The sequence below is a fragment of the Desulfothermus okinawensis JCM 13304 genome (genome assembly GCF_054654515.1).
In genome coordinates this window covers 45610-59926 of the sequence record NZ_BAAIEW010000022.1, presented here as the reverse complement: position 1 = coordinate 59926, position 14317 = coordinate 45610, and the positions used below count along the sequence as shown (strand labels likewise).

Genomic DNA, 14317 nt, shown 5'->3' with positions numbered 1-14317 from the left:
GATAAGTATCCCAAAAACTCTTGTTAAGAGGACTCACATGCTCTATTAATAACTCTGAAATTCCCCATAAAGGCTCCTGTCTAAACCAAAATGCCTCACTGGCTCCTGAAACATCATCTTCTATCACAATATTTAATTCAATTCCCATGGTCTTAAAGATATATTTAACTATATTATTATATGGAGTATTTTGAACCTTTACCACCTCATTGCCATTCACATCACAAGGAACATAATATATTAATACATCTGAACTCCTTTTTTCATTGGAATACTTAACATGGGGAATGATTCGTCTACTAAAAAATCCCACCTCAAGTCCACCTATATTAATTATAGGGATTTGGGATAGACAATTTATCAAAATAGTTTCAGTATAAAATCCTTTAATTCCTTTTTGTGTTAAATACAACTTAACAAACTTGAGTAAATTGTTAAATATATTACGTCCTCTACAATCTGGATCTACAATAACACAACGCACACAATATATATTTATAGAAGGACAAATATATAAATGACCTATAATTTCATCTAATTCATTTTTTGCAACTATTGGAATTATCTTATTTTCATCTATTAAATATCTTAGACTGTCCTCATTGTATAAAAATTCATCAGGATAGGAGTCTCCAAAACATTTATAAATAAAATTTACAAGTTTTACACATTCATCTGAACCTAAAATGTCTATTTTATAATTCATATAATTAATAAATACTAAGACTTAATATAGTTTTTTATATTTAAAAGACCTAGTATTAAGAAAAATATAAAAAGCCCAAGGAATACCAAAAGCAAATGAAACATTCCATTTCTCAAACCAGATATAGTGATGAAAAAACCAAAAATAAGAGGCCCTAGTATCTGCCCCATTCGTTCCAATGTCCTAAAAAGGCTAATCTTTTTATCATCGCTAAGAGAAATATTTTTTGTTAAATCTAAATAATATACTATTAAAGAAGAAGAGCCACATGCATTGGCCACACCCACTAAGAATACAGCCAAAATTACTGGCCATATCCCTTCCCATAACACGAATGGGAGGAAGGCTAAAATTGAAATAACTCCTGTAAAGATTACCAATGAAATCTTATTTTGAATTCTATCTACTAAACGAGAGAACACAGGTCCAAGATAAATAATGCATAATCCATATATCATAAGTACTCTTCCAATAGTACCCTGTCTAATACCTCTACCCTTTAAATAAAGTGGAGTTAAATAATAAAGTATTCCAACAAGGGATATGGCAACAGGTACAGCAATAAATAATAATACCCCCATTATGCGAATATCTGAAACAAACATCTTCAACGAGACTTTATCCCCGTCTTTTATATATTTCCTGGAAGTTTGTCTTTTTAAGGTAACAATAGATTTTCTAAAGATTATGTACAGGAATATCAGTCCAAGAAAGATAATAACACTTGCCAATAAAAAGACTATTGTAAATCTCCATCTTTCAGCCAACATTGCTCCAACTACATTACCACACAAACTCCCGGCCAGGGCCCCTGAAAATATATTCGCTATTCCATAGGCTCTATCTTCTGGCATTTCCTGTACAACAGAGGATTGTAAGGATATAAGTAAGAGACCAAATCCTATACCTGCAATTGAGCGGGAAAATAGATAGAAAATGGGTCCAGGGAAGATTGGCACAATAACAAGTCCCAGCCCGCCAAGGATAAAACCCCAAAAAAACACCCTCCTCCACCCCCAGGAATAAGAAAGGCCACCCCCGACTATTGTACTCATGGTGGCAAATAACATCTCTATTGTAATGGGAAGGCTCAACCAGATATCTTTAGCAATAACACTGCTAATTGGAGGGAATTTTTGTATATAAAGTGGAATAAAAGAAAGTGGCATATCATAACCAAAAAAGAACAAAAAAGCAGCAAGTCTTAAAAAACGTAAAAGTCTTTTTTTCATCCTCTGTTTTTCATAACTACTATCCATGGCAACATGTGAATATATATCCAGATACCGAATCAATGCAGGTATAAAAATATAATTTAATTGTCCAAGAAATACAAAACAGAGGACTAACACTGTAATACTATCCAAATACATACCTAAGACCTGATTCAATACAAATTCAGGGTTACCTGATGTATTTATGTAAAGTACAGATTTTTTTTGTCTGTTATACAAAGGAGTTGAACAGGAAATAGTCAGGGTTTTAAGGATGGAATTCCAATTGAACTCGTGAGTAAAAGGCCTGGTTTCATATATTGTATCATGTTCAGGATTTAATATAGAGATGGAACCTACCTCTGGGTTCATAATTAAAATATTATGCAAATATTTATCTATACCTTTTAAATGACTAAGAGATACCCCTTTATCTAATAGATATTGAAAATCCCGAACAAGGCCAATATGAATATAATTTATTTTTTTTGATATGGTGGACATGAGTCTGTTCTGACACTGGTAGGTTGTAATACAAGCATAAATTATTTGAGATGATATTATTATCAATGATACAATAAAAGCAATATTCCTTTTGGTCTTTTCTATATCGTCTACTATATTATCTATTCTTAATTTTAAGACTTTATTTATAAAAATATTTAACAGGATAAAAGAGATAAAGACTATAGTGCATATAATGATAATTTGATAATGAATAATTTCTATATTAATATTATTTATTTTTTTATTAAGACTAATTATCAGATAGCCTTTTAAATCTTTATTCTTCAAAATAGGCAATACTGATAGATAAATATTTTTATCAGCCAGGCTAATTGCGTGAAGGTTATTTTGGGCTTTATTTAATATATATTTATATTCATATTTATTTATTTTTTTAATCCCAGTTATTATCCTCTTTTCTTTATCTATTACATATAGGTTCTTTATAAACCACCATCTATTAATGTTATTATTTAAAATATCTTTTAAACCATAGAACCTATCTAGTTCTTTCCCAAAAATTAGTCCTGTTTCTATGTGACTAACGATTCTTTTACCAATTGTGTCTGTTAAAGAAAAATAGTTTTTTAAATTATTTTTCTTTAATGATGAAAGCATTAAAAAACAGTTAAATCCAAGTGATAAGACGAGAAATATTACCAAAAAAAAGACTATCTTAAATTGTTTCCACTTCATGTGTAACAAATTCTAGTTATTTAAATTTTCTATTGGATGGATATATTATTTTATTATATATTTCATCAGATGCAATTAAAATAGTAATGGGAAAGTCAAAGCCTATTTTCAATGCGGTTTCTAAATTGACTGCTATTTTGGGAGATGGCCTATCTATCATATTTAAATCTCTTGGTTTTGCACCTTTAAATATCTTTACTGCGTTATTTGCAAAAAAATCTCCTACCTCGTCAAAATCAACTGCTGCAAATCCCATAAGTGCCCCAGCCTTTACATAAGGAGAACCATCCCTTGCAAAAGTAGGAATCTTATCTCTTATTAGTTCATTCATTAGTACCTCGACATTACTCTTGGTCCAATCAAAACATACCAAAGAAGGAATAAAAAAGGCATCTATACCTTTAGACACAAGATATTCTATACCTTTTTTACATTCAGGCACTGTCTCAGCAGGACTAATTTTGTTGTATTCTACAAGCTTAAATCCCTTTTCCTTTGCAACTTCTCTTGCCTCATGCACGTTACTGTACATCATCCCCTCTTTGGTGTTGGAATATATAATACCAAGTTTTTTAAAATGCACAACATCATAAAATATTTCAAACATTATCTTCCATCTATTGGGGATTATCCTTGTGGTAAAATTGTCAATTCCTGAATCATCTAAGTTTTTCACAAATCCAGCACCCAAAGGATCTGCTACCCACATGGCCATTATGGGTTTTTTATAATTATTTACCTTAAGCAAAGCAGCTGTAGCAGCAGTTCCCATTGCAATTACAAAATTTATATCCTCCCTATTCATTAACTCTTTTGCACATCTTATATAATCTGCTTCATGTTCTTTTCCCCAGCCAGGACTAAAATGGGCATTTTTTACAAACACAATTCTATATCCTGCTGCCTTTTTTATAAGACTTTTTTTAAAGGCCTCATACACCTTTGTATATGCCCAATAAGGACCCCCTTCTAAATATCCAATCCTGATAACCTTTTGTGTTGTTGAAGATGCAATAGAATTAATTGTAATGTTCAATAAAAAAGATAGAGTAATTATTATAAACTTCCTCATTTAAACCACCTTTTTTTATAGGGAGTTACATACAATCTTATATAACATGTCTCCCCTATTTAAATTGACCTTTATATAATTTAGTTTATCTCCCTTTGTAAAAAAGGTTATAATGTATTTCCCATTACAGAATATCCTAAAATTATCTCCTTTTTTAACGAATTTATATTCATTATAATTTGCAGCTACATAATAATCATTGGTTTCAAAAATATTTTTGCCCATTACAAAAGTAGATTTAAGAATACCGTTATTGTCCTTTTTCAGATGAATTTCTAAATTGTCCCTTTCATAGTTTTTATAGTAAAAATCAATTGGCCTAAGTACCTTTTCAAGAAAGCCAAAATCCATTTTTATATTATGAAATAAAAATACTTTTAGGGTAAAATTCCGCATCCCATTTACTGGGAAATATACATATGCATGTTTATATACCGTACTAATCGCCTTTCCCCCTGGTCCTACTTGCACCACTAAATGTTCTCCATATTCTGGCAAAAAATCACCTGTTTTTTTCCCCTTTAAATTAAGTTCAAATATTTTTGCACTTATTTTGTTCTTACTAAGAGCATTCAATTTTCTATTTTCCAGACTAGAGGGAGAGGGATTTATATTTTTTCTTAAAAAAGCAGGAATAAGCTTTGCTGTATAGGAAAAGCATATCATCTTATTTCTAAGATTAAGATGTATATTTTTTATCTTACTCTCAACAATGGCCCTTTTAATATCTGTTGAATCAATATTTTCTAAATTAAAGTATTTTTTCTGGATCTTAGTTTGTGCAATATTAGCCATCTTTGTTGGCAAATCTTCCACCTTTATGCTAGATGAGTCAAAGCAAATTCCATCTAAAACAATCTTTCTTATCTTATAATTCGCTATAGTTTCCTTATTTAAGGATATATCTGCATTTATACACATCTGTCCAAATCTATTACCATTAAAATAGGATATATCTTTTATATTTAAAGCATTCACATAAAAATCAATAAAAGAATCCTTATTTTTATAAGGGAAAATGGCTCTATTTTTTAATATATAATTTCTAATTAATCCATGTCTAAGTGTTCTCTTTAATTCATCTTCACTGAGTCCTTTAATTAAACTATAATCCATGCAAAAACTTTCTTTTGAAGAATAATTATTAAATTCTGTTTTATATATTCTTTTTAGTATCCCACATGAAGACACAAAAAAAAGTATGATAGTGATATATAGTAAGGACTTCATCACGTTTCTTTTTAAACGATTAAACTAGTTCTAAATTATATATCTCAGGTTTTTCATCATTCCATGGGCCTAAAATAACTTCATATGGTGATTTTTCTAGATTTGCATATGCGGATATCTCTTTATTTAATTTATTTCTAACAGCCCATGCCACAAATTCCTTACCATCCACTTCTATCTTCATGTTTCTCACAGGATATTCCAACACTGTTTTATCAGGTAAATTCCCCTTCTCACCAATTCCCAGGTGTCTAATACCAGATTTCCTTACCCCTATCAATACTCCATTCCATTCACCATACGCAGGACCTACTTCCAGCCATATACCAAGTCCAGGGACTGCATGTGGGCATATCCTGAAGGGGAATTTAGGTCCTGTATAAGGAAGATACATCTTGGCCATTAACTTTGCTTCAAAACCTTCTTTTATTTCTATTATATTAGTTTTTCTAAATAAAAAAGGGACACTCTCTTCCTTTATATCTGCACCTTCTGGAACAAGGATAAGGACATTTAGATCTGGTCTTTTACATAGAAACAACAGACTTAATCCTATTCTTATGGCATCAGTTTCCCACTGCTCTTTTTCTCCATATATTATCCACGCCTTTATCTCTTTATCTAATAAATCTCCCCTTGAAGAGGCCCATGCCATATTTGTAAGGTCATCTTTAAAGTAATGTCCTACAGGGTTTAGGCCATAGTTTCTTAGCTTTAAAAATATCTCTTTTGCAATGGCCTCATCTTTTTTTAACATAGTAAAATATACCTTATCTCCCATTTAAGACTCCTTGATTTTTTTATTCAGTTCTTCAAACTCCTGGGTACTCAGGATCTCTTTAAATTTGTCCTCAGCTGATTTAAGGGCATCTTCAAGGCTTTTCATTAACCTATAGGCATTTCCCAGAGACAGGACAATCTTATTGGATATAATCACCTTGGATGGCTCCATTCTCTGAATATTCCCAAATTCAATAACCACTTCCCCTGCCCCAACAAATACATGAAATACATCCCTATACACAAAATCCACATCAGGGGACATATAAATTTCAACTTTGTTTTCTTTGTTTTCCCTATCTTTCATATCTCTTTTCCTCTTTCCTTATAATAGAAAATCAGCCAAGTGTAAGCACGCTTACCTGACTGGGAACTAAGGTCATGCCCACTGCATTGGGCGTTTTAACTAGAGAATTCTGTCCAGTAACTGAAGTTAGACGCTGAGCAGGGGCACCCCCCACAAATATGGTAAAACACCCCACATTGTAATTGGTCTGCCCTCCAAAAATACCGTCTGCAACGCCTCCAGCTACTCCAGCCTGATCCCCTACACTCACTGTTCCCATGGACATTTGATTTACAGCAGGCATACAACCAACCAATACATTGTAAACTGCTGGAACTGATACTGAAGAAAAACCCAGATTTGGATATGGTATGGGTACAGGAGCAGGCATAGGGGTATTACACACATCTGGAAAAGCAAGGCTCATGCCTGGCCCCGTGGTCAACATAAACATAATAAAACCACCTCCTTGATTAAATAATTATATGAGACCCTTTTGTAGTCGTTTCCACAGACCCAACAGATGTCTTTGTTCCTTCTAACTTATTGCTGGTTCCAGAGAGTTTGTTTATCTGTGCCTGGAGAAAGTTTGCTGATGAATTTAAAACATTTACATTTCCCTTTAAAGAATTTACTGATCCCTTTAGTTGATTTGTGCTTGCTGACAAATCCTGGATTTGCCCCCCAAGCTTTTCCACACTTCCGATCAAGCTGGTATTATTCCCTTCTAATCGTTGACAACTCCCTCTTAGAGTATTCACCTCTCCCCTCAAGCTGTCTATTCGTCCAGCCAACTCCTCCTTTGAAACTTCAAACTTCATTTTAAGAAGATTAAAAGTTTTCTCCCCCATCACAACTGAAAAGGTATATCCCAGTGCCAAATGCAGCTTACCCCCCATAAGGATATCAATAACTCCTATTATGTCCACAAGTGTTTTTAAACCCATGGTTAAATGGCCACTCTCGCCAAGCACCACATGATTTGACGCCCCTCCAATCACCTCTAGCCAATCGCCAGCAGAATATAGATCAAATTTTGCCTGTTCACTGTGAATTTTGATATCCCCTTCTTTGGCCTTAATAAATATATTTCCAGATGTGGACAGGATAACAGAAAAGGGTTCTTCTACAGAAATTCCATAATCTTCCTGTGCCTCGGGGCTCCCCATAAAAAGATAGCTATTTTTATGGGGGGAACTAATATATACTGCCTCTTTTTTTTCTTTATCATTAAAAGAAAACATATTCCCAGACGCACTCACTATTGTAGGACAGGTTTTATTTTTTTCTGTAACCACACTTGGGGTCTCTGGATTGGGAACAGCACCTGCTATAACAGGCCTATCAGGGTCTCCATCTATAAAGGCAAGTAGCACTTCTGTACCCTTTCTCAAGGGAAAATGCATCCCCTCTCTCTTACCCCCATAGGGTTGCATCATGCGTACAGGACAGGATGCTCTGCCACCTTTTTTTTCTTTTAAATCAAATGGCAGGATTACACGGTATCTACCCTGCTCATCTATTTCTGCATACTTCCCATCTCCCTCCGCGTCTATCTTCCCATTAATAAATCCATATATCTTTGGTCTGTCTTTATGTTCCGGTGGTCTATACTGGACTGAAGACTCTATTGCCTTGAATTCATTTTCATAAAAATCCTCTTTGTCTATACCTATTAGTTCTATTGAGAGACCACTCATTAGATATGCTGCCTGGGAACCTTTATGGAATACTTCAGTAATTAGATATTGTTGATTAAAACTCTCCCTGAAATGCCCCTCTAGATTATATAAATAACCTGACCTGATATAAGGTATATTGCTCTTCCCCTTATATATCTTCTCCCTGCATTTTATGCGTTCTGCCTGAATCCTCGCCAAATGCTCGGCTTCCTTTTCATTGGAGATATTCTCTCCAAAATTATAAAATCGTCCAAACCCATCTTCACTTACTCTAAAAGTCCCGTTTACTGTACCAACAGGCCTTTCATAATGGTAGTTTTTCAATAAAACGCCTTCCATCACCCTGCTTTCTTCACATGAAAAATCCCACACAATATCCCTTTTACCTGTGTTTAAACCTGAAGGGGAATCAAATTTCAAATGGTCTTTAAGTGGAAAGGGTTTATGAGACATCTTTGAATCTACAATTATGACCTTCTCCCCCATACTAGATGACTTGCCATCTATACTCCCCTGCTCAAAAAAATAATAAATCCCCTCCCTTGTGATCCATCTCTGGAAAAAATTCATATGCGTCTCATTATATTGACACACAAACTCCCTTTTTGGATATTCTTCTATTAGATTAAACTGAAAGTTTTCTTCAACCAGTCCCCCTTCTTTTAGTATTTCTTTCAAAAATTCCTCAACACTCTTATTTAAAAATACCTGATTGGAATAATACATATTTAACCACCACAGCCTGGGTACCATGAGCGCTTTATAAAATACATAGTCCCCAATCTTGGCTAATTGATCCAGTTTTTGAAATACTCCATTATAGACCATTATATGGTCTTTGTACTGGATTTTAAACTCCACCCTGGAGTCAAGAAAATCTCCAAGGCAAAGATCCTTCTCCTTTGAGATCAGGTCAAACTCAAATAAATAACACCTACATAGTGCCTCTTTACCTGTAAACCTGACCACATAAAAAGGAGATTCTGGATATCCAGAAAGACTAAGTGTAAATTTGCAATAAACAGACATAGGACCTTCCTTTTTTTTACTGCCATTTTTCCGCCTTTTCCAGTTCTGGATCTGTCTTTCTTATAAAGGCCAAGTTTTCAGCTCCATTCCATAGAGAATCTTTATCCTGGGTCCTGTGCATCTTGGCCATAAACATATTGGCACCAGTAAAATTACATTCCTTTATATTTGCATAAGAAAAATCCACATATTTACAATTAGCTCCCCTAAGAGCCACAAGTTCTAATCTAGATGAAACAAAACTGGAGTTCTCCATATCAGATCTGCTAAAATCACCTTTTAAGCACAAGACCTCTCCAAGATAGCATTCATATATCTTTGACCTGGAAAAATTTACCCTCTCCATAGAAGCTGAATTAAACATACTTCTAACAATTGTTGCATTTGAAAAATTTGCTCCACTTAAATCAGTTTCACTGAAATTACAAAATTCAATCTGGCTTTTTTCAAATCTAGCAGACTTAAGGCTGGATTTGGCAAAATTTATCTCCCTGAGTCTCCTCCCACTAAAATCATATCCATCCATATTTGCAGACATAAAAGAGACCTTTTCCATCTCACAGTCAGAAAATAGAGTTTGATTAAATAAGATCTCGTGAAATACAGTAAGGTTAAACCGGGTCCTTAAAAAAAGTGTCTCCCTTAATTCCCCCTGTTGGATAGCGGACTTAAAAAAAGAAGTATCTATAAAACGGGTATTATAAAATTCACACCCCTGAAACACTGAAAAGGATATATCAGACCCTGAAAAATTAGCACCTGAGAAATCTATTTTTGTAAGTATTATTTGATGAAACTTAGCTCCTTTAAAACTAGCACCCCTAAAGACCATGTCCTCCCATATTAATCTATCAAATATTACATTATCAAATATTGCATTCTCAAATATGCACCTGGTAAATCCAGTCCTGGATATATTTACCCCTGTAAAATTACACTGGGATAGGTCAACGTCTTCAAACCTTCCCCCTGTAAGGTCACATCCCCTAAAGTCAATGCCCTTAAGGTCAATATCCCGTAAGGTCTTGTTTTGTTTAATGGCTTCAATTACCTCTTCTCTTGTCATCACCCTATTATACCTTTATTTAAGATCCAAAAACTCTTCTCTATCCTTTATTAAGGTAAGTCCTAAATTGGCTTCCCTTAGCCTGGTCCCTGTAATCACTGCCTTATAAAAATCCACACCATATAGGTTTGCAAAGCTAAGGTCTGTATCCACCAATCTGGACTTTTTTAAAGAACCTGAAAGAAGGTTTATACCTCTCATGCTTGCCCCTTCTAAATCGCATCTGGTAAAACTGGTATATGGAGTCCTGGTCTTTGTAAAATCACATTTCTTTAGATCACAAATATTAAAAATCCCATTTTTAATAACCGCTCCCCTGAAGTCTGACTGGGAAAAATCGCTCTCCCGTGCATGAAAGTACTTCATTTTTGCATTCTTAAAATCAGAAGAAATAAATTTGTTTTCCTTTGCAAAACTGGTCTTTGTCAGGTCTGCTTCAACAAATGATACATCCATGCCCTGACACTGTATGAAATTTACCCCTGGCAGACTACTAAAATTAAAATTTGTTTTTTTAAAATTACCCTCTTGAAACGCACATCTCTCTAAAAAACAATGGGAAAAATCTGTTTCAGTAAAAATGGACTTCTGTATTACAGATAGATCCATCCTTACCCCTTTCCATATGGACTTATCCATAACACATTCCTGAAAAATACACTGGGAAAGGTTGCTGTTACTGAGATCTAACTCAGAAAAATCGCATTTGGTTACTATTACCTGAAAAAACTTGACCTTTTCCATTTTGGCTCCATTGAATTTGGCATCCTGAATACTCATAAACTCCAGATTCGCACCATTTAAATCAGCATTTGAAAAATCTGCACCTTCTGTAGAGACAATTTTATAAAATCTTGCCCTGTGCAATATGGAGCCCTTAAAACTTGTATTTTCTAGATTTGTCATGGAAAAATCTGCTCCACTGAGATCCAAACCACTGAGATCCACATTGGATAGATCATAAAAGTTCAGGCTCTCCCCATTTTTATGCAACTCAATGACCTCTTGTCTGGTAATTGGTCTCATCTTAGATATATCCATGCCGTGTTTTTTAAATTCTTCTATCATATCCTCAGGAGGAGAGATAGTAAGATCACCAATATTATCTGGATCTACTCCAAATTTCTTCCCAAGGGAGTCTTTGAGAGCCATCAACTTTTTATATTCTTTATCCATCTTAGCGGTTTCTGTTTTTATCTTATCAATACTCTGATCTATTTTTTTTATGGCATCAGGATTATCCTTTAAAAATTCCTTTTGCTTTTTTAGTTTTTCAATTGCCTCTTTACCAACATCTAAAGGGCTTTTATCTAATTTAAAACCCTTTCCCCCCTCAGGTGGTCTGTTAAACAATTCCTCTAAATCCACATCTGGTATATTAACATCTGCCTCTTTTAACTTCAGAGACTCTATCTTTGATTTTGCAAAGTTAAGTCTCTGCTGTGTCTCCTTAATAAGGGCCTTTTTTTTCTCCTCCATATATACCATACATTCATCCACTGCAGCCTTGATTTGTTTTTCCAGATCAATATCTGGGAAATTTATGTTAAATTCAAAGGGAGTTCCATCAAAAGGAGGCAATTTTATGGATACATCGTGCTTTTTTTGAAAATCCTCTGGGAGGTAAGATAAAATAAGACCCCTTATATTATTCCCATTTTTATGGTATTCAAATAGATCTTTAGCCCCTGGCACTGATACTATCCTTGATTTTTCAAACACCTCCTTGAATTTTTTAAACTCTTTTTCTGCAAGTTCATTTTTTTCGCAACTAATTAAGAGGATTTCAAACCCCTCTTTAAGCTCTTCTATTTCATCTTTTAAATCAAAAATATTACAATTGCATAAAATAGTAGCAAAATCACCCACTTCTTGTTCTAAAAAAAGACCCTCTATCTCATCTTCCACCCATACAACTGGATATTTGTCTTCAAAACATCTGTAAATAATTGGTCTATCTTCTGAGCCAGGTACAAGATAAAAATCCTTTGAAAATATATCTGTTTTAATCTTTATCCTAACAAGCCTGTCTTCCTCAAATACAGGCAAAACCCAGCCTTCAGGTATCTCAAAGGTAGGATTATCCAGCTCAAGTCCCCATTTTTCAGCATCAGTGATATATGATTTCTCATTATAACCAATCCACGCATCATCTATTGTTTCAGGTTTAAACCCAATGGTTTCCAATTTATGAGCACCATTTTGTTCAACATAAAATTTGGCATTTCTAACTAACCTCATCCCTTCCCTTTGCCATGGGTCTTCTTCAAGGGAATATATATCAGGATCAAAATCTACATCAGGGATTTTTATCTTTTTTATATCTTCCTCACTGAGTCCCAGTTTAAGGAGATTATCTCTAGAGATAAATTGGTCTAATTTTTTTCTGGCCTTATCCAGTCCCTCTGTTTTTTTCTCTTCAATCTCTTTGGCAGTTTTTAACATCTCATTTAGTGTATTTTCCATCTGTGGAATGGTCTTTTTCCAATGCTCAAATATACCAAAGTCTATCTCCACCATATGTCCATACTCAAAATGCATCCTTCTAGCCTGCTCTTCCAATTCCTCAAGGATCTTTTTGTTTTTCTCAATGACCTTTTTAAGTAATGCCCCTGTTTGCTCAGGGGTATATACCATTGATGGCTTCTTTCCCATGATAGCATCTTTGATCTTTGCTATCTTTTTGGGAGCCCTTTTCCATTCAATGAGCATTTTTTCCCCTGTTTCAGCTGCTTCTTTAAATGGAGTCTCGTCTATGTCCACTATATCAGATACAAAGTTTTCCATTTTCTTAAAATATTCTTCCAATGTGAGATCATCTTCATTGGGCTCATGGTAGGTAAGATAGACCCTGTGTAAATCTGCATACTCATCGTCTAAAATCTTAGATGACCCATGATATATCAAAACCCCCATTAAAATATCAGGGAAAAACCACACAGTATCCAGTTTAAGTGTAACTTCTACAAACTCCAGATTTTCCCTGGAAAAGTCCCTGCCCAGTTTTTTTTGTTTATACAAAAACAACTTGGGCCTGATTCCAGGAAGAGAACCCGTGATAAGGGGATGGGAGGGACTCACACCCTTTAAATAATAGCCTTCCATCCCTTGGAAAAAATCTGGAATACGCTGGTCTTTAGGGGCAATATTAAAAAAAGAATAGTCCATATCTTCAGGAAAATATGGCCACCTCTCTTTCTGCCACCTATCATCATATGTTCCAGATGCCTTTATCCTCTCAGGAAAATCAATGGGGATTGGGGCAAAACACGCTGGTTGTACCTGGTCATCTGGAGAAACTATTAAGGAGTCAGGTAATTCTAAATTGGGAAGGGGCCAGATCTCAGTTCCATCCTCAGCCATTACCTTTTCATTGCCCTTGCCTATTGGATTTAAAGGATAATTTGGACCTCCATAGGAATGTTGATAGTCAAGAGGCATTTTTATAAAAGAAACAGGCTCTGTTTTTTCATATCCAACCCCCTTTGTTAACCAGTATCTATCTCCATATACCAAAATTTTTTTTATGTATTTACCTATACCAACCTCCACCTCCATGACCTTAACTGGTTGCAAATCAGGGCTATATGCGTGACCTACCACAAGATATTCGCCCTGTATCTTGGGCATTCCACCATCAAGGGGTATTTCTCCTAAAATTGGAGGAATATTTTGCCATATATCCTGTTCAGAAAACAAAAAACCCTCTATTAGATGAAAACCTGCTATCACTCCACAATGGAGATATGTCTTTTCCCCATATCCCCAGGGTTTTAGAATCAGGGATAGATTGTTATTTTTAAATACCTTCACAATGATTTTTCCTTGATATCTTTAACATTAATTCCATATTCATAGACCTCACCAAGGGCATCTCCAGGTATCTCATGTTTTGACTCGCAAAAATCTGCAATTTTTTCCAAAAACACTTGATTGGACCTATATAAGTTGAGCCACACATCTGGAAATCCCTTCATGGCCTCTAAATTCCACCACATGAAAAGGAGATTTTGGATAAGATGAAAAACTTATCAAAAACCTTGTCTTCC

At 34.6% G+C, this 14317-nt stretch carries 11 protein-coding genes; all 11 read right to left on the bottom strand.

The genetic code is table 11. The features are described from left to right. The coding region (locus ACYQ0O_RS09420; protein WP_459892435.1) for a hypothetical protein at window positions 1–706 on the bottom strand (706 nt) is incomplete at its 3' end. Window positions 707–720: 14 nt separating this feature from the next. After that, window positions 721–3123: an MFS transporter gene (locus tag ACYQ0O_RS09415; RefSeq protein WP_459892433.1), complete on the bottom strand. Its 2403-nt coding sequence runs from the start codon at window positions 3121–3123 to the stop codon at window positions 721–723. A gap of 16 nt (window positions 3124–3139) precedes the next feature. Next, entirely contained in the window at window positions 3140–4195 is a 1056-nt protein-coding gene (locus ACYQ0O_RS09410; protein ID WP_459892431.1) for an ABC transporter substrate binding protein, read from the bottom strand. A 15-nt stretch (window positions 4196–4210) separates the two neighbouring features. Beyond that, window positions 4211–5311, bottom strand: coding sequence for a hypothetical protein (locus ACYQ0O_RS09405; protein WP_459892429.1), 1101 nt, complete (start codon window positions 5309–5311; stop codon window positions 4211–4213). A 133-nt stretch (window positions 5312–5444) separates the two neighbouring features. After that, window positions 5445–6206: a hypothetical protein gene (locus ACYQ0O_RS09400; RefSeq protein ID WP_459892427.1), complete on the bottom strand. Its 762-nt coding sequence runs from the start codon at window positions 6204–6206 to the stop codon at window positions 5445–5447. Next, on the bottom strand, window positions 6207–6512 hold the full coding sequence (locus tag ACYQ0O_RS09395) for a DUF3467 domain-containing protein (RefSeq protein ID WP_459892425.1): 306 nt from the start codon (window positions 6510–6512) through the stop codon (window positions 6207–6209). 31 nt (window positions 6513–6543) lie between these two features. Further along, window positions 6544–6945, bottom strand: a complete 402-nt coding sequence (locus tag ACYQ0O_RS09390; protein WP_075069097.1) for a DUF4150 domain-containing protein — start codon at window positions 6943–6945, stop codon at window positions 6544–6546. Between the two features lie 19 nt (window positions 6946–6964). Further along, on the bottom strand, window positions 6965–9202 hold the full coding sequence (locus ACYQ0O_RS09385; protein WP_459892422.1) for a type VI secretion system Vgr family protein: 2238 nt from the start codon (window positions 9200–9202) through the stop codon (window positions 6965–6967). A gap of 16 nt (window positions 9203–9218) precedes the next feature. Then, on the bottom strand, window positions 9219–10268 hold the full coding sequence (locus tag ACYQ0O_RS09380; RefSeq protein ID WP_459892420.1) for a pentapeptide repeat-containing protein: 1050 nt from the start codon (window positions 10266–10268) through the stop codon (window positions 9219–9221). A gap of 15 nt (window positions 10269–10283) precedes the next feature. Next, complete coding sequence (locus tag ACYQ0O_RS09375) at window positions 10284–14081, bottom strand: DUF2169 family type VI secretion system accessory protein (protein ID WP_459892418.1); 3798 nt, start codon at window positions 14079–14081, stop codon at window positions 10284–10286. Continuing rightward, the gene (locus ACYQ0O_RS09370; protein WP_459892416.1) at window positions 14078–14245 is read right to left on the bottom strand and encodes a hypothetical protein; all 168 of its coding nucleotides are present in this window, start codon (window positions 14243–14245) and stop codon (window positions 14078–14080) included. Before ACYQ0O_RS09370 ends, ACYQ0O_RS09375 begins: the two co-directional genes overlap by 4 nt. Window positions 14246–14317: the final 72 nt, after the last annotated feature.